The organism is Salmonella sp. SJTUF14076, from assembly GCF_015534835.1.
GTDB lineage: Bacteria > Pseudomonadota > Gammaproteobacteria > Enterobacterales > Enterobacteriaceae > Salmonella > Salmonella enterica.
On the sequence record NZ_CP064674.1, the window covers coordinates 418,370 to 438,361 of the forward strand.

Sequence of the window (19,992 nt, forward strand, 5' to 3'; positions counted from 1 at the left end):
CAGTATGCAAGGCGCGCGCAATACCCCACAGAAATCGCGTGAACCTCTGCATCAGCCGAATTAATCGTGGTAGTGTGGCAACACGATAGTTATGTGACTCAAGGAGAAGGCATGTCGAAGACACTTTTACAGATCCATTTTAACTTTAGCGGCCCTTTTGGCGAGGAGATGACTCAGCAACTGGTCGGGCTGGCGGAGTCTATCAATGAGGAGCCGGGCTTCATCTGGAAAATCTGGACAGAAAGCGAGAAAAACCAGCAAGCTGGCGGCATTTACTTGTTTGAATCCGAAGAAACGGCGCAGGCTTATATTAAAAAACACACTGCGCGTCTGAAAAATCTTGGCGTTGATGAGGTGACGTTTACATTATTTGGCGTGAACGACGCGCTGACGAAAATAAATCACGGCAACCTTTGCCGCTAAATCACATAACGCAGCCTTCTGTTCCGGTGCTGCCGACCGCAACGGTAACCTTTATATCGGGACGAGTACCGAAGAGGCCTTTATGGACGAACAGCGGACAACGAACGTTCTCTTTCAGCGTGTGCAGCGCCTCGGCGGTGCGGGCGATGTTACCCTTCTCCACAAGCATCATGAAGATGGTGAGCTTGCGGAAGGTAATGTCATCGGTGATAGACAGGTTCATCGTCCGCCCCGTGCGTTAGAGCCTAATGGGATAGGCTCTTAGTCGTTCTGCATCATCTGCTCAAGCTGCTCCTGCGCCTCAAGCCATGCCATTTCACATTCTTCCAGCCCGGATTTGGCGCTGGCCTGCAGTTGCAGGCACTCGGTCATCTCCGCTTTACGGCTTGGGTCATACAGGCTGCTGTCGCCGAGCTTCTCTTCCGCCTGCGCTAACTGGGCGTTGAGCTTTTCCATCTCTTTTTCCAGACGGGTAATCTCTTTACGCAGCGGTTGCGTCAGAGTGCGTAGCTCGGCTTCGCGACGCTTCTGATCTTTGCGTGACTGAGCGCTGTTGGCGTTGTTTTCCTTCGGCGCGTTGTCGGCCTGGTTTTCCTGTTTCTGCACGTCGCTCAGCCATTGCTGATAATCCTCCAGGTTGCCGTCGAACGGTTCGACCTTTTTGTCGTGAACCAGATAGAGGTCGTCAGTGGTGGAGCGAATCAGGTGGCGGTCGTGCGACACGACGACCAATGCGCCTTCAAAATCAATCAGCGCTTCGGTGAGCGCCTGGCGCATGTCGAGATCCAGGTGGTTGGTCGGTTCATCGAGCAGCAGCAGATTTGGACGCTGCCAGACGATCAGCGCCAGCACCAGACGCGCTTTCTCGCCGCCGGAGAAGCGTTGCGTCTCTTCCGTTACTTTGTCGCCCTGGAAACCGAAGCCGCCGAGATAGTCGCGCAGCTTCTGCTCCAGTTCCTGCGGCGCCAGACGCGCCATATGTTGCAGCGGGGATTCATCGGCGCGCAGGAACTCCAGTTGGTGCTGGGCGAAGTAGCCGAGCTTAATGCCTTTGGCGAGGCCGATTTCACCGTGCAACGGTTCCAGTTCGCCCGCCAGCAGCTTGATCAGCGTCGATTTCCCCGCGCCGTTGCGACCCAGCAGGCCGATACGCGAGCCGGGCACCAGGTTCAGCTTGATGGATTCCAGAATGATGCGATCGCCATAACCTGCGCTGACTTTTTCCATCTTCAGCAGCGGGTTCGGCAGGCTTTCCGGTGCGCGGAAGCTGAAATGGAACGGGTTGTCGACATGAGCCGGCGCAATCAGCTCCATACGCTCCAGCATCTTGATACGGCTTTGCGCCTGCTTGGCCTTGGTCGCTTTGGCGCGGAAACGGTCGATGTAGCTTTGCAGATGCGCCACACGCTCCTGCTGACTCTCATACATCGCCTGCTGCTGCGCCAGGCGCGTGGCGCGCTGAACTTCAAACGCGCTGTAGTTGCCGGTGTACTCGAACAGAGTCTGCTGTTCGATATGGATAATTTTATCCACTATCGGGTCAAGAAAGTCGCGATCGTGGGAAATCAGAATCAGGGTGCCCGGATAGCTCTTCAGCCATTTTTCCAGCCAGATGACGGCATCCAGATCGAGGTGGTTGGTCGGTTCGTCGAGCAGCAGTAAATCGGAACGGCAAATCAGCGCCTGGGCCAGGTTAAGGCGCATCCGCCAGCCGCCGGAAAAGTCGCTGACCGGACGTTCCAGCTGATCGTTAGAGAAGCCGAGGCCGTGTAACAGGCTGGCGGCGCGCGAGCGAACGGTCCATGCGTCGATGGCGTCCAGCTTGCCATGTATGGAGGCGATAGCATGTCCGTCGTTACGTTCGTTGGCGTCGTTAAGCTGCGCCTCCAGCTGCCGGTATTCACGGTCGCCGTCAATGACATACTCAATCGCTGGCTGAGGCAACGCAGGTGTTTCCTGATTCACCCACGCTAATTGCCAGGTTCCGGGCAGGGTAAAACTCCCGGCATCGGCGCTGATTTCATTTTTTAGCAATGCCAGCAGGGTAGATTTACCGCAGCCGTTTTTACCCACCAGGCCGACTTTCTGGCCTGGATTAATGGTAGCCGAGGCATTGTCCAGTAGGACGCGCACGCCGCGACGAATTTGTAACGAGGAGAAAACAATCATAAGGCGCCGTATGTTCAGACTATGTTAATTTATCATTATGATAATGTAATATTCGGGCGTACCGCCGCGCTGGAGCGCAATGGTAGCTCAAAACAACAACGATACACAAAATCATTCAGGCCGCCTTTGGTGAGGGACAAGAATATCTCTCATTAATCCCCAGCGGCGGACATAGAGTACGTTCCTGAGTTGAACAAACGCTGTCAACGTAGAAGCGGCCTGAAGAATGGCATGTATCGACCCAAAACAACCGGGAGGGGGATTGATGTCTCAGCCAGCGAAAGTCTTGCTGTTGTATGCCCATCCGGAATCTCAGGACTCGGTTGCTAACCGGGTACTGCTTAAACCGGCCATACAGCACAATAACGTAACCGTGCACGATCTTTATGCGCGCTATCCTGATTTTTTTATCGACACGCCCTATGAACAAGCCCTGTTACGTGAGCACGACGTCATTGTTTTTCAGCATCCCCTTTACACCTATAGCTGTCCGGCTTTACTGAAAGAATGGCTTGATCGCGTTTTGAGTCGGGGGTTCGCCAGCGGACCAGGGGGAAACCAACTGGTGGGAAAGTACTGGCGTAGCGTGATTACGACCGGCGAGCCGGAGAGCGCTTACCGGTATGACGCGCTAAACCGCTATCCAATGAGCGATGTACTCCGCCCTTTTGAACTGACCGCGGCCATGTGCCGGATGCACTGGATGCCGCCCATTATTGTGTACTGGGCGCGCCGCCAGTCGCCGCAGACGCTGGCCAGTCATGCGAAAGCCTATGGCGAGTGGCTGGCGAATCCTGTGAGCGCGGGAGGCTATTGATGGAAGGTGCTGATTTATTGACCGCGGGAGTGTTGTTCCTCTTCGCGGCGGTAGCGGCGGTGCCGCTGGCCGCGAGGCTGGGCATCGGCGCGGTGCTAGGGTATTTACTGGCGGGAATCGCCATCGGTCCGTGGGGACTGGGATTTATCAGCGACGTTGACGAGATCCTGCACTTTTCCGAACTGGGCGTCGTGTTTCTGATGTTTATCATTGGTCTCGAACTCAATCCGTCCCGGCTTTGGCAACTGCGGCGCTCTATCTTCGGCGTCGGCGCTGCTCAGGTGCTGTTAAGCGCGGCGGTGCTGGCGGGATTATTGATGCTTGCTGATTTCTTATGGCAGGCGGCGGTCGTCGGCGGGATTGGCCTGGCGATGTCTTCGACGGCGATGGCGCTACAACTGATGCGCGAGAAAGGCATGAATCGTAGCGAGTCCGGGCAGTTAGGGTTTTCCGTCTTACTGTTTCAGGATTTAGCGGTGATCCCCGCGCTGGCGTTGGTGCCTTTGTTGGCGGGTTCGGCCGACGAGCATTTCGACTGGTTTAAAGTGGCAATGAAGGTATTGGCCTTCGCGGTAATGTTGATTGGCGGCCGCTACCTGCTGCGCCCGGTATTTCGTTTTATTGCTGCGTCCGGCGTGCGGGAGGTCTTCACTGCCGCGACGCTGTTGCTGGTGTTGAGCGCCGCCTTATTTATGGATGCGCTGGGACTGTCGATGGCCCTGGGAACCTTCATTGCCGGCGTTTTACTGGCAGAGAGCGAATACCGGCATGAGCTGGAAAATGCTATCGATCCCTTTAAAGGTTTACTGCTTGGGCTGTTCTTTATCTCCGTCGGTATGTCGCTAAATCTCGGCGTACTTTATACCCATTTACTGTGGGTGGCGGCGAGCGTTGTTATTCTGGTCGTCATAAAAATGCTGACGCTGTATCTGCTGGCGCGGTTATATGGAATAAGAAGTTCTGAACGGATGCAGTTTGCCAGCGTGCTGAGTCAGGGGGGCGAGTTCGCTTTTGTGCTCTTTTCTACCGCCTCTTCTCAGCGCCTGTTTCAGGGCGATCAGATGGCGTTATTATTGGTGACTGTCACGTTATCAATGATGACCACGCCGCTACTGATGAAAGGGATTGATAAGTGGTTATCGCGCCGCCTTAATGGCCCGGAAGAGAATGATGAAAAGCCGTGGGTTGAGGATGATAAGCCCCAGGTAATTGTCGTCGGCTTTGGCCGTTTTGGTCAGGTGATCGCTCGCTTATTGATGGCGAATAAGATGCGTATCACCGTGCTGGAACGCGATATCGGCGCCGTTAATCTGATGCGCAAATATGGTTATAAAGTGTATTACGGCGACGCTACACAAGTCGAGCTGCTGCGTTCTGCGGGCGCGGAGGCGGCGGAGTCGATAGTCATCACGTGTAATGAACCGGAAGACACGATGAAGCTGGTGGCGCTGTGTCAGCAGCATTTTCCTCATCTGCATATTCTTGCGCGAGCGCGTGGACGTGTGGAGGCCCATGAGTTATTACAGGCTGGCGTCACGCAGTTTTCCCGTGAAACGTTTTCCAGCGCGCTGGAATTGGGACGTAAAACTCTGGTGTCGTTAGGTATGCATCCGCATCAGGCGCAACGCGCGCAGTTGCATTTTCGTCGGCTGGATATGCGAATGTTGCGGGAACTGATCCCGGAGCATAGCGACATGGTACAGATTTCGCGCGCCAGAGAGGCCCGACGCGAGCTGGAGGAGATTTTTCAGCGCGAAATGCAACAGGAACGGCGCCAGTTGGATGGCTGGGATGAATTTGAGTAGGGGTAAAACAATGGCAATCCGTAAACGTTTTATTGCAGGCGCGAAATGTCCGGCCTGTCAGGCGCAGGATACAATGGCGATGTGGCGTGAAAATAATGTCGATATTGTTGAATGCGTTAAGTGCGGGCATCAAATGCGGGAAGCGGATAAAGACGTTCGCGAGCATGTTCGCAAAGAAGAGCAAGTGATCGGGATTTTTCATCCGGACTAGCGATATGCCGCAGGTTTTTTTAAGCTAAGGGGTACACGGCTGCAGAATTCCGCTACAATCTGCGCCACTATTCTTCCCATGCTCAGGAGATATCATGAAAGTAGCAAAAGACCTGGTGGTCAGCCTGGCCTATCAGGTACGTACAGAAGACGGTGTGTTGGTTGATGAGTCTCCGGTGAGTGCGCCGCTGGATTACCTGCACGGTCACGGCTCCCTGATCTCTGGTCTGGAAACCGCGCTGGAAGGCCATGAAGTTGGCGACAAATTTGATGTCGCTGTTGGCGCGAACGACGCTTACGGTCAGTATGACGAAAATCTGGTGCAGCGTGTGCCTAAAGACGTCTTTATGGGCGTTGATGAACTGCAGGTAGGGATGCGTTTCCTGGCGGAAACCGACCAGGGCCCGGTACCGGTAGAGATTACCGAAGTGGAAGACGATCACGTTGTGGTTGATGGTAACCACATGCTGGCTGGCCAGAATCTGAAATTTAACGTAGAAGTTGTTGCGATTCGTGAAGCGACTGAAGAAGAACTGGCTCACGGTCATGTTCACGGCGCGCACGATCACCACCACGATCACGGTGAAGACGGCTGCTGTGGCGGTCATGGTCATGACCATGGTCACGAGCACGGCGGCGAAGGCTGCTGCGGTGGTGGTGGTAAAGGCGGCTGCGGTTGCCATTAATCCCCGTCGTCTTTCAAGCCACCGCGGTGTTGGCTACGCTTTCAAACCCCGGTCACACACATAGTTATCTATGCTCCCGGGGAATTTTCAAGCTTGCCGCCTTGCTGTGACTCGAAATTCTTAGGGTATTATCATTGGTTCGATAAATCATCGGGCACAAAAAAAGCGGGTTAACCCCGCTTTTTTTTTGTCTCAATAATGCGGCGGCGGCGTTTCTTCTGCCTGAGAGGCGATATTTGACGGCTGACTGGCTTTTAACTTTTCCGTGAGCAAACGCAGATGATCGCGCAGCTTCGCCATCTCCATTTCATGTGCGGTTACCGTCAGGTTTAGTTCTTCTATGGTAATCTCCTGGAACGCCAGACGGCTTTCCAGTTCAGCCAGACGAGCTTCCATCGTGATATCCTGCATGATGTACCTCTTTATGTTGTCTCCGTCGGCGGATTCTACTTAACTTTACCGGCTTTCACAGCAACCATTACGCGCCCTACGAAACTAATTTAAACAAAAAGAGTCTGAAAAGAAGTGATAATAGGGCGTGTTCGTATGTTGATTTGTTCTGCAACGATTTATAGTACGCTTCTTACGTAAGTTAACATGGGGCGAGATGCCCCGGCCCTGGAGATATGGATGAAATCACTGTTTAAAGCCACGCTGCTGGCAACTACGATGGCCGTTGCTATGCACGCACCGATCACTTTTGCTGCTGATGCGGCGAAACCGGCAGCTACCGCTGATAGCAAAGCAGCATTTAAAAACGACGATCAAAAAGCGGCTTATGCGCTGGGCGCCTCGCTGGGTCGTTACATGGAAAATTCGCTTAAAGAGCAGGAAAAGTTGGGCATCAAACTGGATAAAGATCAGTTGATTGCCGGCGTTCAGGATGCCTTTGCCGATAAGAGCAAACTGTCCGATCAGGAAATTGAGCAAACGCTGCAGACGTTTGAAGCACGCGTGAAGAGCGCTGCTCAGGCGAAGATGGAAAAAGACGCTGCCGATAACGAAGCAAAAGGTAAAGCGTTCCGCGACGCTTTTGCTAAAGAGAAAGGCGTGAAAACCTCCTCTACCGGTCTGCTTTACAAAGTAGAGAAAGAAGGCACAGGCGAGGCGCCGAAAGATAGCGATACCGTTGTGGTGAACTACAAAGGTACGCTGATCGACGGTAAAGAGTTTGATAACTCTTACACGCGCGGCGAACCGCTCTCCTTCCGTCTGGACGGCGTTATCCCTGGCTGGACTGAAGGCCTGAAAAATATTAAGAAAGGCGGCAAGATCAAGCTGGTTATCCCACCGGCGCTGGCCTACGGTAAAACGGGCGTTCCGGGTATCCCGGCGAACTCCACCCTGGTATTCGACGTAGAGCTGCTGGATATCAAACCAGCGCCGAAAGCGGATGCTAAACCTGCCGATGCGGCTGACGCTAAAGCCGCAGATGCTGCTAAAAAATAAAAACTGAGAGCCGCCGCTTGTAATAGCGGCGGTTTTTTTTATTCAGGCCGGATATATTACTCACCATAATTTGATTTGCGGATAACGGCGCTTGCGCTGGTCGTTAAGGGCGAGACCGTAGGCTGAATGACCGCCAACGCACACGTAGTCTGAAATAGACGAGCAAATTAGTACTGGAAAGATGAACCCTCACTGTATTAATTTAATCATCCGCGTAAATAATGAGCCTGCCCTGAAAACATAACGACAGGCTCCTGAAAAGGAGTGTTTTTTTTCATGTCCAGGTCGCTTTTAACCAACGAAACCAGTGAACTTGATTTGCTGGATCAGCGTCCCTTCGAGCAAACCGACTTCGATATTCTGAAATCCTACGAAGCGGTAGTGGACGGGTTAGCGATGCTTATAGGTTCCCATTGTGAAATCGTATTGCACTCTTTGCAGGATCTAAAATGTTCAGCCATTCGTATTGCCAATGGCGAACATACGGGCCGTAAAATTGGCTCGCCGATTACCGACCTGGCGTTGCGTATGTTGCACGACATGACAGGGGCGGACAGTAGCGTGTCGAAATGCTATTTTACGCGCGCGAAAAGCGGTGTCTTGATGAAGTCGTTGACGATTGCCATTCGCAACCGCGAGCAGCGCGTCATTGGTCTACTGTGCATCAACATGAATCTTGATGTGCCATTTTCACAGATTATGAATACCTTTATTCCGCCGGAAACGCCGGAAGTCGGCTCAGCGGTTAATTTTGCCTCCTCAGTCGAAGATTTAGTCACCCAGACGCTGGAGTTCACGATCGAAGAAGTGAATGCCGATCGTAATGTCTCTAACAATGCGAAAAATCGTCAGATCGTCCTTAACTTGTACGAAAAAGGCATTTTCGATATTAAAGACGCCATTAACCAGGTAGCCGATCGTCTGAATATCTCAAAACACACGGTTTACCTCTATATTCGCCAGTTCAAAAGCGGCGATTTTCAGGGGCAGGATAAATAATGCGTTATGCCATTATGGTCACCGGGCCGGCATATGGCACCCAGCAGGCCAGCAGCGCATTGCAGTTCGCCCACGCGCTGCTCAATGAGGGGCATGAGTTAGCCAGCGTCTTTTTCTATCGGGAAGGTGTCTATAACGCCAATCTCCTGACCTCGCCGGCGAGCGATGAATATGATCTGGTACGCGCCTGGCAGAAATTGAATACGCAGCATGGCGTAGCGCTGAACATCTGTGTCGCGGCGGCGCTTCGTCGCGGTATTATTGATGAAACTGAAGCCGGCAGACTGGGGTTGCCGTCCGCCAATCTTCAGCCGGGCTTTACGCTAAGCGGCCTGGGCGCGCTGGCGGAGGCTTCTCTCACCTGCGATCGGGTGGTGCAGTTTTAATGAAACGTATTGCATTTGTCTTTTCCACCGCGCCGCACGGTAGCGCCTCAGGCCGTGAAGGACTGGATGCGCTGCTGGCGACGTCAGCGCTAACGGAAGCGCTGGGCGTCTTTTTTATCAGCGACGGCGTCTTTCAGTTATTACCGGGACAAAAACCAGACGCTGTGCTGGCGCGTGATTATATTGCTACTTTCAAGCTCTTTGATTTGTACGATATTGATCAATGCTGGATCTGCGCGGCATCGCTGCGCGAGCGTGGTCTGGAAAACGTTAATTTTGTGGTAGACGCCACGCCGCTGGAACCCGTGGCGTTACGCCGCGAGCTTGGCAACTATGATGTCATCCTGAGATTCTGAGTCGTTTATGCTGCATACCTTACCTTATTGCGCCTCGGGCGTTGATTTTCCCGCTTTGCTGCGTCTGCTAAAAGAGGGCGATGCGCTTTTGTTGCTCCAGGATGGCGTTACCGTCGCGATTGAAGGTAACCGCTACCTTGAAAGTCTGCGCGATGCCCCCATAACGGTCTATGCCTTGAAAGAAGACATTGACGCCCGCGGCCTGGGCGGTCAAATTTCAGACAGTGTCGTCAGGGTTGACTATACTGAGTTTGTCAGACTCACGGTTAAGTATGCCAACCAGATGGCCTGGTGATGGCGGGATCGTTGTATATTTCTTGACACCTTTTCGACACCGCCCTAAAATTCGGCGTCCTCATATTGTGTGAGGGCGTTTTATTACGTGTTTACGAAGCAAAAGCTAAAACCAGGAGCTATTTAATGGCAACAGTTAACCAGCTGGTACGCAAACCACGTGCTCGCAAAGTTGCGAAAAGCAACGTGCCTGCGCTGGAAGCATGCCCGCAAAAACGTGGCGTATGTACTCGTGTATATACTACCACTCCTAAAAAACCGAACTCCGCACTGCGTAAAGTTTGCCGTGTTCGTCTGACTAACGGTTTTGAAGTGACTTCCTACATCGGTGGTGAAGGTCACAACCTGCAGGAGCACTCCGTGATCCTGATCCGTGGCGGTCGTGTTAAAGACCTCCCGGGTGTTCGTTACCACACCGTTCGTGGCGCGCTTGACTGCTCCGGCGTTAAAGACCGTAAGCAAGCTCGTTCTAAGTACGGCGTGAAGCGTCCTAAGGCTTAATGGTTCTCCGTTAAGTAAGGCCAAACGTTTTAAATTAATGTCAAACTAAACTCGTAGAGTTTTGGACAATCCTGAATTAACAACGGAGTATTTCCATGCCACGTCGTCGCGTCATTGGTCAGCGTAAAATTCTGCCGGATCCGAAGTTCGGATCAGAACTGCTGGCTAAATTTGTCAATATCCTGATGGTAGATGGTAAAAAATCTACTGCAGAATCAATCGTATACAGCGCGCTGGAGACCCTGGCTCAGCGTTCTGGTAAATCTGAACTGGAAGCTTTCGAAGTCGCTCTCGAAAACGTTCGCCCGACTGTAGAAGTTAAATCCCGCCGTGTAGGTGGTTCTACTTATCAGGTACCAGTTGAAGTCCGTCCGGTCCGTCGTAATGCTCTGGCAATGCGTTGGATCGTAGAAGCTGCTCGTAAACGCGGTGATAAATCCATGGCTCTGCGCCTGGCGAACGAACTTTCTGACGCTGCAGACAACAAAGGTACTGCAGTTAAGAAACGTGAAGACGTTCACCGTATGGCAGAAGCCAACAAGGCGTTCGCACACTACCGTTGGTAATCCCTTCGGAGTCATAGTCACCAGGCGGGCGCTTCAGGTAAGTCGCCCGTTTTGGATAACTTAACTGAACGCCTAAAGATATCAACGAGGAATCAAATGGCTCGTACAACACCCATCGCACGCTACCGTAATATCGGTATCAGTGCGCACATCGACGCCGGTAAAACCACTACTACCGAACGTATTCTGTTCTACACCGGTGTAAACCACAAAATCGGTGAAGTTCATGACGGCGCAGCTACCATGGACTGGATGGAGCAGGAGCAGGAGCGTGGTATTACTATCACCTCCGCAGCGACTACTGCATTCTGGTCTGGTATGGCTAAGCAGTATGAACCGCATCGCATCAACATCATCGACACCCCGGGGCACGTTGACTTCACTATCGAAGTAGAACGTTCCATGCGTGTTCTCGATGGTGCGGTAATGGTTTACTGCGCAGTTGGTGGTGTTCAGCCGCAGTCTGAAACCGTATGGCGTCAGGCAAACAAATACAAAGTTCCGCGCATTGCGTTCGTTAACAAAATGGACCGCATGGGCGCGAACTTCCTGAAAGTTGTTGGTCAGATCAAAACCCGTCTGGGCGCGAACCCGGTTCCGCTGCAGCTGGCAATTGGTGCTGAAGAAGGTTTCACCGGCGTTGTTGACCTGGTGAAAATGAAAGCCATCAACTGGAACGATGCCGACCAGGGCGTTACCTTCGAATACGAAGATATCCCGGCTGACATGCAGGACCTGGCTAACGAATGGCACCAGAACCTGATCGAGTCCGCCGCAGAAGCTTCTGAAGAGCTGATGGAAAAATACCTGGGTGGTGAAGAACTGACTGAAGAAGAGATCAAACAAGCTCTGCGTCAGCGCGTTCTGAACAACGAAATCATCCTGGTAACCTGTGGTTCTGCATTCAAGAACAAAGGTGTTCAGGCGATGCTGGATGCGGTAATTGATTACCTGCCATCCCCGGTAGACGTACCTGCGATCAACGGTATTCTGGACGACGGTAAAGATACTCCGGCTGAGCGTCACGCAAGCGACGACGAGCCGTTCTCTGCGCTGGCGTTCAAAATCGCTACCGACCCGTTTGTGGGTAACCTGACCTTCTTCCGTGTGTACTCCGGTGTGGTTAACTCTGGTGATACCGTACTGAACTCCGTGAAAACCGCACGTGAGCGTTTCGGTCGTATCGTTCAGATGCACGCCAACAAACGTGAAGAGATCAAAGAAGTTCGCGCGGGCGACATCGCGGCTGCTATCGGCCTGAAAGACGTGACTACCGGTGACACCCTGTGTGATCCGGAAAACCCGATCATTCTGGAACGTATGGAATTCCCTGAGCCGGTAATCTCCATCGCGGTAGAACCGAAAACCAAAGCTGACCAGGAAAAAATGGGTCTGGCTCTGGGCCGTCTGGCGAAAGAAGACCCGTCATTCCGCGTATGGACTGATGAAGAATCTAACCAGACCATCATCGCTGGTATGGGTGAACTTCACCTGGATATCATCGTTGACCGTATGAAGCGTGAATTCAACGTTGAAGCTAACGTGGGTAAACCTCAGGTTGCTTACCGCGAAGCGATTCGCGCGAAAGTTACCGACATCGAAGGTAAACACGCGAAACAGTCTGGTGGTCGCGGTCAGTATGGTCATGTTGTTATCGACATGTACCCGCTGGAGCCGGGCTCTAACCCGAAAGGTTACGAGTTCATCAACGACATCAAAGGTGGTGTAATTCCTGGCGAATACATCCCGGCCGTTGATAAAGGCATCCAGGAGCAGCTGAAATCTGGCCCGCTGGCGGGTTATCCGGTAGTTGATCTCGGTGTGCGTCTGCACTTCGGTTCTTACCATGACGTTGACTCCTCTGAGCTGGCGTTTAAACTGGCTGCGTCTATCGCCTTTAAAGAAGGCTTTAAGAAAGCAAAACCAGTTCTGCTTGAGCCGATCATGAAGGTTGAAGTAGAAACACCTGAAGAGAATACCGGTGACGTTATCGGCGACCTTAGCCGCCGTCGTGGTATGCTCAAAGGTCAGGAATCTGAAGTTACAGGCGTTAAGATCCACGCTGAAGTACCGCTGTCTGAAATGTTCGGATATGCAACTCAGCTGCGTTCTCTGACCAAAGGTCGCGCATCGTACACTATGGAATTCCTGAAGTATGATGATGCGCCGAACAACGTTGCTCAGGCCGTAATCGAAGCCCGTGGTAAATAAGCCGCAGGGTTAAAAACCAAAATCCCGTGCTCTCTCCTGAAGGGGAGAGCGCTATAGTAAGGAATATAGCCGTGTCTAAAGAAAAATTTGAACGTACAAAACCGCACGTTAACGTCGGCACCATCGGCCACGTTGACCACGGTAAAACTACCCTGACCGCTGCAATCACCACCGTACTGGCTAAAACCTACGGCGGTGCTGCTCGTGCATTCGACCAGATCGATAACGCGCCGGAAGAAAAAGCGCGTGGTATCACCATCAACACTTCTCACGTTGAATACGATACCCCGACCCGCCACTACGCACACGTAGACTGCCCGGGGCACGCCGACTATGTTAAAAACATGATCACCGGTGCTGCTCAGATGGACGGCGCGATCCTGGTTGTTGCTGCGACTGACGGCCCGATGCCGCAGACCCGTGAGCACATCCTGCTGGGTCGTCAGGTAGGCGTTCCGTACATCATCGTGTTCCTGAACAAATGCGACATGGTTGATGACGAAGAGCTGCTGGAACTGGTTGAGATGGAAGTTCGCGAACTGCTGTCTCAGTACGACTTCCCGGGCGACGACACTCCGATCGTTCGTGGTTCTGCTCTGAAAGCGCTGGAAGGCGACGCAGAGTGGGAAGCGAAAATCATCGAACTGGCTGGCTTCCTGGATTCTTACATCCCGGAACCAGAGCGTGCGATTGACAAGCCGTTCCTGCTGCCGATCGAAGACGTATTCTCCATCTCCGGTCGTGGTACCGTTGTTACCGGTCGTGTAGAACGCGGTATCATCAAAGTGGGCGAAGAAGTTGAAATCGTTGGTATCAAAGAGACTCAGAAGTCTACCTGTACTGGCGTTGAAATGTTCCGCAAACTGCTGGACGAAGGCCGTGCCGGTGAGAACGTAGGTGTTCTGCTGCGTGGTATCAAACGTGAAGAAATCGAACGTGGTCAGGTACTGGCTAAGCCGGGCACCATCAAGCCGCACACCAAGTTCGAATCTGAAGTGTACATTCTGTCCAAAGATGAAGGCGGCCGTCATACTCCGTTCTTCAAAGGCTACCGTCCGCAGTTCTACTTCCGTACTACTGACGTGACTGGTACCATCGAACTGCCGGAAGGCGTGGAGATGGTAATGCCGGGCGACAACATCAAAATGGTTGTTACCCTGATCCACCCGATCGCAATGGACGACGGTCTGCGTTTCGCAATCCGTGAAGGCGGCCGTACTGTTGGCGCGGGCGTTGTTGCTAAAGTTCTGGGCTAATTACTCGTTAATTAGTTTTGAATTGAAGAGGGCGCTTCGGCGCCCTTTTTGTTGCCTGCTATTTAGCCGCTGTTATATTTATTCACCCTTTTTAACGCTTCTCCCGTGGCGTAAATCGCTTTGTGCTATTGTAATCATAACCATTCTCATTTACACTTTGTGCGGAAATTGAACGGGAGCGATCATGTACGTTTGTTTGTGTAATGGTATAAGCGATAAAAAAATCCGCCAGGCTGTACGACAATTTCATCCACAGTCATTTCAACAGTTGCGTAAATTTATTCCTGTGGGAAATCAATGTGGTAAGTGTATTCGCGCCGCGCGAGAAGTGATGCAGGATGAGTTAACGCAAATGCCGGAATTTAAAGAGATCGCCTGAGTCACACTCTTTTTTTTGACATCCCTGTAGCCCCATCTACGCTCTAGAGAGTGGAAGCGGAGGGACTATAAAATGAAAGGTGATGTTAAAATCATAAATTATCTCAATAAACTATTGGGAAATGAGCTTGTCGCAATTAATCAGTATTTTCTTCATGCCCGTATGTTCAAAAACTGGGGCCTGACCCGGCTTAATGATGTTGAGTACCATGAATCCATTGATGAGATGAAACACGCCGATAAGTATATTGAGCGTATTTTATTTCTGGAAGGCATACCGAACCTACAGGATCTGGGCAAGCTGGGCATCGGTGAAGATGTCGAAGAGATGCTACGATCGGATCTCCGACTCGAACTGGAAGGCGCAAAAGATCTACGTGAGGCAATAGCCTATGCCGATAGCGTTCATGATTATGTCAGCCGGGATATGATGATTGAAATTCTTGCCGACGAGGAAGGCCACATCGACTGGCTGGAAACTGAGCTGGATTTGATTGCCAAACTTGGTATGCAAAATTATCTGCAATCACAAATTAAGGTTACCGATTAACCGTCTGGAAAGAAAACTTTCCAACCTGTTATGAAACCCGCCACCGCCAGCCATGGCCCAAAAGGTAGCGGGTTTATTAATGCCGATTTACCTCTCACCAGTAGCGCGACGCCAAACCCGCCACAGGCCAACATAGCGGCAAGGAAAACCAGTAACGGCAGTGTTTCCCAACAATGCCACGCCCCTAAGGCAGCAAGGTACTTGACGTCGCCATATCCGAGCCCCTCTTTCTGATAACGCAGGCGATAGCCCCAGTAAATTAACGCGAATCCGCCATAGCCGGCGATAGCGCCCCAAAGCGCATCCGGTAAACGCTCCGGCAGGCAAATCTGGTGATAAAGCAGACCACCCCACAGCAATGGACAAGTAAACCGGTCAGGCAGCAGACCGGTACGCGCGTCGTATATGCCAAGTAATAAAGAGAACGACGCATAAAAAATGAGAAAGGGGAGGGCAACAAACATAAGCAAATCCTCGTCAAGGCTTGCGCTCACCTTTATAGATTTATGCGACAGCGACAACGACGTATTGCCAGGTTTGCCTGATGCCTTCCAAAGAAAAGATGCGCGTTGCCATTCCATGCGTACCATCTGGAATCATGCTCGCATAAGAATAAAGCGCTTAATTTCTATCCGACACTTGCGTCAGGCTGAGATTTACGTATAATGCGCGGGCTTGTCGTAATTGACGGCAGGTTCGATTTGAACCTCGAATAGCCGATTTGGCTATTTAACAATGCTCCCAATCGGGGAGCTACGTAAGAACGGTTACACTCTCCCATCAATCGTAATGGGTGTGAGGAGTAATCATTTTCGTTTATAAAATAATTGGAGCTCTGGTCTCATGCAGAACCAAAGAATCCGTATCCGCCTGAAAGCGTTTGATCATCGTCTGATCGATCAATCAACCGCGGAAATCGTCGAGACTGCCAAGCGCACTGGTGCGCAGGTTCGCGGTCCGATCCCGCTGCCGACCCGCAAAGAGCGCTTTACCGTTCTGATCTCTCCGCACGTTAACAAAGATGCGCGCGATCAGTACGAAATTCGCACTCACAAGCGTCTGGTTGACATCGTTGAGCCAACCGAGAAAACCGTTGATGCTCTGATGCGTCTGGACCTGGCTGCCGGTGTAGACGTGCAGATCAGCCTGGGTTAATCAGGTCATCGAGCGATTGAGAGGTTGATACAATGATTGGTTTAGTCGGTAAAAAAGTGGGTATGACCCGCATCTTCACTGAAGATGGCGTCTCTATCCCAGTAACCGTAATCGAAGTTGAAGCAAACCGTGTTACTCAGGTTAAAGACCTGGCTAACGATGGCTACCGCGCTGTTCAGGTTACTACGGGTGCTAAAAAAGCTAACCGTGTCACCAAGCCGGAAGCGGGTCACTTTGCTAAAGCTGGCGTAGAAGCTGGCCGTGGTCTGTGGGAATTCCGTCTGGCTGAAGGCGAAGAATACACCGTAGGTCAGAGCATCAGCGTTGAACTGTTTGCTGACGTTAAAAAAGTTGACGTAACCGGTACCTCTAAAGGTAAAGGTTTCGCTGGTACCGTTAAGCGCTGGAACTTCCGTACCCAGGACGCTACTCACGGTAACTCCTTGTCTCACCGCGTTCCGGGTTCTATCGGTCAGAACCAGACTCCGGGCAAAGTGTTCAAAGGCAAGAAAATGGCAGGTCAGATGGGTAATGAGCGCGTAACCGTTCAGAGCCTTGACGTAGTACGCGTTGACGCTGAGCGCAACCTGCTGCTGGTTAAGGGTGGTGTTCCGGGTGCAACCGGTTGCGACCTGATCGTTAAACCAGCTGTGAAGGCGTAAGGGGATAGCAATGGAATTAGTATTGAAAGACGCGCAGAGCGCGCTGACTGTTTCCGAAACTACCTTCGGTCGTGATTTCAACGAAGCGCTGGTTCACCAGGTTGTTGTTGCTTATGCAGCTGGTGCTCGTCAGGGTACTCGTGCTCAGAAGACTCGTGCTGAAGTAACTGGTTCCGGTAAAAAACCGTGGCGCCAGAAAGGCACTGGCCGTGCGCGTTCAGGTTCTATCAAGAGCCCGATCTGGCGTTCCGGTGGCGTGACCTTCGCTGCTCGTCCGCAGGACCACAGTCAAAAAGTTAACAAGAAGATGTACCGCGGCGCGCTGAAAAGCATCCTGTCCGAACTGGTACGTCAGGATCGTCTGATCGTTGTCGAGAAGTTCTCTGTAGAAGCGCCGAAAACTAAGCTGCTGGCACAGAAACTGAAAGACATGGCTCTGGAAGATGTGCTGATCATCACCGGTGAGCTGGACGAGAACCTGTTCCTGGCCGCACGTAACCTGCACAAGGTTGACGTACGCGATGCGACTGGTATCGACCCGGTTAGCCTGATCGCCTTCGACAAAGTCGTAATGACTGCTGATGCTGTTAAGCAAGTTGAGGAGATGCTGGCATGATTCGTGAAGAACGTCTGCTGAAGGTGCTGCGCGCACCGCACGTTTCTGAAAAAGCGTCTACTGCGATGGAAAAAACCAACACCATCGTTCTCAAAGTTGCTAAAGACGCGACCAAAGCAGAAATCAAAGCTGCTGTGCAGAAACTGTTTGAAGTCGAAGTCGAAGTCGTTAACACCCTGGTCGTTAAAGGGAAAGTTAAACGTCACGGACAGCGTATCGGTCGTCGTAGCGACTGGAAAAAAGCTTACGTCACCCTGAAAGAAGGCCAGAATCTGGACTTCGTCGGCGGCGCTGAGTAAGTCGGAGGAGTAATACAATGGCAGTTGTTAAATGTAAACCGACATCTCCGGGTCGTCGCCACGTCGTTAAAGTGGTCAACCCAGAGCTGCACAAGGGCAAACCTTTTGCTCCGCTGGTTGAAAAAAACAGCAAATCCGGTGGTCGTAACAACAATGGCCGTATCACCACTCGTCATATCGGTGGTGGTCACAAACAGGCTTATCGTATTGTTGACTTCAAACGCAACAAAGACGGTATCCCGGCAGTTGTTGAACGTCTTGAGTACGATCCGAACCGTTCCGCGAACATCGCGCTGGTTCTGTACAAAGACGGCGAACGCCGTTACATCCTGGCCCCGAAAGGCCTGAAAGCTGGCGACCAGATTCAGTCTGGCGTTGATGCTGCAATCAAAGCAGGCAACACCCTGCCGATGCGCAATATCCCGGTTGGTTCTACCGTTCATAACGTAGAAATGAAACCAGGTAAAGGCGGTCAGCTGGCACGTTCCGCTGGTACTTACGTTCAGATCGTTGCTCGCGATGGCGCTTATGTCACCCTGCGTCTGCGTTCTGGTGAAATGCGTAAAGTCGAAGCAGACTGCCGTGCAACCCTGGGCGAAGTTGGCAATGCTGAGCATATGCTGCGCGTTCTGGGTAAAGCAGGTGCTGCACGCTGGCGTGGTGTTCGTCCTACCGTTCGCGGTACTGCGATGAACCCAGTAGACCACCCACATGGTGGTGGTGAAGGTCGTAACTTTGGTAAGCACCCGGTAACTCCGTGGGGCGTTCAGACCAAAGGTAAGAAGACCCGCAGCAACAAGCGTACTGATAAATTCATCGTACGTCGCCGTAGCAAATAATTTTAGAGGATAAGCCATGCCACGTTCTCTCAAGAAAGGTCCTTTTATTGACCTGCACTTGCTGAAGAAGGTAGAGAAAGCGGTGGAAAGCGGAGACAAGAAGCCCCTGCGCACCTGGTCCCGTCGTTCAACGATCTTTCCTAACATGATCGGTTTGACCATCGCTGTCCATAATGGTCGTCAGCACGTTCCGGTATTTGTTTCCGACGAAATGGTCGGTCACAAACTGGGTGAATTCGCACCGACTCGTACTTATCGCGGCCACGCTGCTGATAAAAAAGCGAAGAAGAAATAAGGTAGGAGGAAGAGATGGAAACTATCGCTAAACATCGCCATGCTCGTTCTTCTGCTCAGAAGGTTCGCCTTGTTGCTGACCTGATTCGCGGTAAGAAAGTGTCGCAGGCTCTGGATATTCTGACCTACACCAACAAGAAAGCGGCTGTACTGGTCAAGAAAGTTCTGGAATCTGCCATTGCTAACGCTGAACACAACGATGGCGCTGACATTGACGATCTGAAAGTTACGAAAATTTTCGTAGACGAAGGCCCGAGCATGAAGCGCATTATGCCGCGTGCAAAAGGTCGTGCAGATCGCATCCTGAAGCGCACCAGCCACATCACTGTGGTTGTGTCCGATCGCTGAGACTCTGGAGACTAGCAATGGGTCAGAAAGTACATCCTAATGGTATTCGCCTGGGTATTGTAAAACCATGGAACTCTACCTGGTTTGCGAACACCAAAGAATTCGCTGACAACCTGGACAGCGATTTTAAAGTACGTCAGTACCTGACGAAGGAACTGGCTAAAGCGTCTGTATCTCGTATCGTTATCGAGCGTCCGGCTAAGAGCATCCGTGTGACTATTCACACCGCTCGCCCGGGTATCGTTATCGGTAAAAAAGGTGAAGACGTAGAAAAACTGCGTAAGGTCGTAGCGGATATCGCTGGCGTTCCTGCACAGATCAACATCGCCGAAGTTCGTAAACCTGAACTGGACGCTAAACTGGTTGCTGACAGCATCACTTCTCAGCTGGAACGTCGCGTTATGTTCCGTCGTGCGATGAAGCGTGCTGTACAGAACGCCATGCGTCTGGGCGCTAAAGGTATCAAAGTTGAAGTTAGCGGCCGTCTGGGCGGCGCGGAAATCGCACGTACCGAATGGTACCGCGAAGGTCGCGTACCGCTGCACACTCTGCGTGCTGACATCGACTACAACACCTCTGAAGCGCACACCACTTATGGTGTAATCGGCGTTAAAGTGTGGATCTTCAAAGGCGAGATCCTGGGTGGTATGGCTGCTGTTGAACAACCGGAAAAACCGGCTGCTCAACCGAAAAAGCAGCAGCGTAAAGGCCGTAAATAAGGAG

The 19,992-nt window shown here is 52.0% G+C and carries 28 protein-coding genes; 24 read left to right on the top strand and 4 right to left on the bottom strand.

Translation table 11 applies throughout. The features are described from left to right. The first annotated feature begins 111 nt into the window (after positions 1-111). Positions 112-423 carry a monooxygenase gene (locus tag HU143_RS01860; RefSeq protein ID WP_000047690.1) on the top strand — a complete coding sequence of 104 codons (312 nt, stop codon included), beginning with the start codon at positions 112-114 and terminating at the stop codon, positions 421-423. Position 424: 1 nt separating this feature from the next. On the opposite strand, the gene HU143_RS01865 is transcribed toward HU143_RS01860, so the two are convergent. Both HU143_RS01865 and HU143_RS01870 read right to left on the bottom strand, forming a co-directional pair. Then, the gene (locus HU143_RS01865) at positions 425-646 is read right to left on the bottom strand and encodes a LysR family transcriptional regulator (protein WP_001054035.1); all 222 of its coding nucleotides are present in this window, start codon (positions 644-646) and stop codon (positions 425-427) included. 38 nt (positions 647-684) lie between these two features. Continuing rightward, positions 685-2,592, bottom strand: a complete 1,908-nt coding sequence (locus tag HU143_RS01870; RefSeq protein ID WP_023226788.1) for an ABC transporter ATP-binding protein — start codon at positions 2,590-2,592, stop codon at positions 685-687. Between the two features lie 265 nt (positions 2,593-2,857). Here HU143_RS01870 and kefG point away from each other — a divergent pair, with 265 nt between their 5' ends. The 4 genes from kefG to slyD all read left to right on the top strand — a co-directional run bounded on the left by kefG (position 2,858) and on the right by slyD (position 6,110). After that, positions 2,858-3,409, top strand: coding sequence for a glutathione-regulated potassium-efflux system ancillary protein KefG (gene kefG / locus HU143_RS01875; protein WP_000081820.1), 552 nt, complete (start codon positions 2,858-2,860; stop codon positions 3,407-3,409). Next, on the top strand, positions 3,409-5,214 hold the full coding sequence (gene kefB, locus HU143_RS01880) for a glutathione-regulated potassium-efflux system protein KefB (RefSeq protein ID WP_000398133.1): 1,806 nt from the start codon (positions 3,409-3,411) through the stop codon (positions 5,212-5,214). The genes kefG and kefB overlap by 1 nt, the downstream gene beginning before the upstream one ends. A gap of 10 nt (positions 5,215-5,224) precedes the next feature. After that, the gene (locus HU143_RS01885) at positions 5,225-5,425 is read left to right on the top strand and encodes a YheV family putative zinc ribbon protein (RefSeq protein ID WP_001007735.1); all 201 of its coding nucleotides are present in this window, start codon (positions 5,225-5,227) and stop codon (positions 5,423-5,425) included. Between the two features lie 94 nt (positions 5,426-5,519). After that, on the top strand, positions 5,520-6,110 hold the full coding sequence (slyD, locus tag HU143_RS01890) for a peptidylprolyl isomerase (RefSeq protein ID WP_000861341.1): 591 nt from the start codon (positions 5,520-5,522) through the stop codon (positions 6,108-6,110). 192 nt (positions 6,111-6,302) lie between these two features. On the opposite strand, the gene HU143_RS01895 is transcribed toward slyD, so the two are convergent. Continuing rightward, positions 6,303-6,521, bottom strand: a complete 219-nt coding sequence (locus HU143_RS01895) for a protein SlyX (protein WP_001152701.1) — start codon at positions 6,519-6,521, stop codon at positions 6,303-6,305. A gap of 219 nt (positions 6,522-6,740) precedes the next feature. Between HU143_RS01895 and fkpA the strand changes: the two genes are divergently transcribed. The 11 genes from fkpA to bfr all read left to right on the top strand — a co-directional run bounded on the left by fkpA (position 6,741) and on the right by bfr (position 15,056). After that, positions 6,741-7,559, top strand: a complete 819-nt coding sequence (fkpA, locus tag HU143_RS01900; RefSeq protein WP_000838222.1) for an FKBP-type peptidyl-prolyl cis-trans isomerase — start codon at positions 6,741-6,743, stop codon at positions 7,557-7,559. 276 nt (positions 7,560-7,835) lie between these two features. Beyond that, positions 7,836-8,558 (top strand): helix-turn-helix transcriptional regulator, encoded by a 723-nt coding sequence (locus HU143_RS01905; protein WP_000091471.1) that lies wholly within the window; start codon positions 7,836-7,838, stop codon positions 8,556-8,558. Beyond that, the gene (tusD, locus tag HU143_RS01910; protein ID WP_001268012.1) at positions 8,558-8,944 is read left to right on the top strand and encodes a sulfurtransferase complex subunit TusD; all 387 of its coding nucleotides are present in this window, start codon (positions 8,558-8,560) and stop codon (positions 8,942-8,944) included. The genes HU143_RS01905 and tusD overlap by 1 nt, the downstream gene beginning before the upstream one ends. Beyond that, a complete protein-coding gene (gene tusC / locus HU143_RS01915; protein WP_000820705.1) occupies positions 8,944-9,300 on the top strand; it encodes a sulfurtransferase complex subunit TusC in 357 nt (118 codons plus the stop codon). The genes tusD and tusC overlap by 1 nt, the downstream gene beginning before the upstream one ends. A 7-nt stretch (positions 9,301-9,307) precedes the next feature. Further along, positions 9,308-9,595 carry a sulfurtransferase complex subunit TusB gene (gene tusB / locus HU143_RS01920; protein ID WP_000903403.1) on the top strand — a complete coding sequence of 96 codons (288 nt, stop codon included), beginning with the start codon at positions 9,308-9,310 and terminating at the stop codon, positions 9,593-9,595. A gap of 125 nt (positions 9,596-9,720) precedes the next feature. Continuing rightward, positions 9,721-10,095 carry a 30S ribosomal protein S12 gene (gene rpsL, locus HU143_RS01925; RefSeq protein WP_000246815.1) on the top strand — a complete coding sequence of 125 codons (375 nt, stop codon included), beginning with the start codon at positions 9,721-9,723 and terminating at the stop codon, positions 10,093-10,095. Positions 10,096-10,190: 95 nt separating this feature from the next. Beyond that, on the top strand, positions 10,191-10,661 hold the full coding sequence (gene rpsG, locus HU143_RS01930) for a 30S ribosomal protein S7 (RefSeq protein WP_001138042.1): 471 nt from the start codon (positions 10,191-10,193) through the stop codon (positions 10,659-10,661). 96 nt (positions 10,662-10,757) lie between these two features. Then, positions 10,758-12,872: an elongation factor G gene (gene fusA, locus HU143_RS01935; protein ID WP_000124693.1), complete on the top strand. Its 2,115-nt coding sequence runs from the start codon at positions 10,758-10,760 to the stop codon at positions 12,870-12,872. A gap of 71 nt (positions 12,873-12,943) precedes the next feature. After that, positions 12,944-14,128, top strand: a complete 1,185-nt coding sequence (tuf, locus tag HU143_RS01940) for an elongation factor Tu (protein ID WP_000031748.1) — start codon at positions 12,944-12,946, stop codon at positions 14,126-14,128. A gap of 184 nt (positions 14,129-14,312) precedes the next feature. Beyond that, positions 14,313-14,507, top strand: coding sequence for a bacterioferritin-associated ferredoxin (bfd, locus tag HU143_RS01945; protein ID WP_000289082.1), 195 nt, complete (start codon positions 14,313-14,315; stop codon positions 14,505-14,507). A gap of 72 nt (positions 14,508-14,579) precedes the next feature. Next, entirely contained in the window at positions 14,580-15,056 is a 477-nt protein-coding gene (gene bfr, locus HU143_RS01950; RefSeq protein ID WP_000675530.1) for a bacterioferritin, read from the top strand. Here bfr and hopD read toward each other — a convergent pair. Continuing rightward, positions 15,053-15,520, bottom strand: a complete 468-nt coding sequence (gene hopD / locus HU143_RS01955; protein WP_000495848.1) for a prepilin peptidase — start codon at positions 15,518-15,520, stop codon at positions 15,053-15,055. The two genes, bfr and hopD, sit on opposite strands and share 4 nt — an antisense overlap. A gap of 379 nt (positions 15,521-15,899) precedes the next feature. Between hopD and rpsJ the strand changes: the two genes are divergently transcribed. From rpsJ to rpsC, 8 genes are read left to right on the top strand one after another with little or no spacing between them, the layout of a single operon-like run. After that, positions 15,900-16,211, top strand: a complete 312-nt coding sequence (gene rpsJ / locus HU143_RS01960; protein ID WP_001181005.1) for a 30S ribosomal protein S10 — start codon at positions 15,900-15,902, stop codon at positions 16,209-16,211. Between the two features lie 32 nt (positions 16,212-16,243). Then, on the top strand, positions 16,244-16,873 hold the full coding sequence (gene rplC, locus HU143_RS01965; RefSeq protein ID WP_000579838.1) for a 50S ribosomal protein L3: 630 nt from the start codon (positions 16,244-16,246) through the stop codon (positions 16,871-16,873). 10 nt (positions 16,874-16,883) lie between these two features. Further along, the gene (gene rplD, locus HU143_RS01970) at positions 16,884-17,489 is read left to right on the top strand and encodes a 50S ribosomal protein L4 (protein WP_000424395.1); all 606 of its coding nucleotides are present in this window, start codon (positions 16,884-16,886) and stop codon (positions 17,487-17,489) included. Then, positions 17,486-17,788, top strand: a complete 303-nt coding sequence (gene rplW, locus HU143_RS01975; RefSeq protein WP_000617546.1) for a 50S ribosomal protein L23 — start codon at positions 17,486-17,488, stop codon at positions 17,786-17,788. The genes rplD and rplW overlap by 4 nt, the downstream gene beginning before the upstream one ends. Positions 17,789-17,805: 17 nt before the next feature. After that, positions 17,806-18,627 (top strand): 50S ribosomal protein L2, encoded by an 822-nt coding sequence (gene rplB / locus HU143_RS01980; RefSeq protein WP_000301869.1) that lies wholly within the window; start codon positions 17,806-17,808, stop codon positions 18,625-18,627. Positions 18,628-18,643: 16 nt separating this feature from the next. Further along, positions 18,644-18,922 carry a 30S ribosomal protein S19 gene (gene rpsS / locus HU143_RS01985; RefSeq protein WP_001138115.1) on the top strand — a complete coding sequence of 93 codons (279 nt, stop codon included), beginning with the start codon at positions 18,644-18,646 and terminating at the stop codon, positions 18,920-18,922. 14 nt (positions 18,923-18,936) lie between these two features. After that, entirely contained in the window at positions 18,937-19,269 is a 333-nt protein-coding gene (gene rplV / locus HU143_RS01990) for a 50S ribosomal protein L22 (RefSeq protein ID WP_000447529.1), read from the top strand. Positions 19,270-19,286: 17 nt separating this feature from the next. Then, the gene (rpsC, locus tag HU143_RS01995) at positions 19,287-19,988 is read left to right on the top strand and encodes a 30S ribosomal protein S3 (RefSeq protein WP_000529945.1); all 702 of its coding nucleotides are present in this window, start codon (positions 19,287-19,289) and stop codon (positions 19,986-19,988) included. The last annotated feature ends 4 nt before the right edge of the window (positions 19,989-19,992 follow it).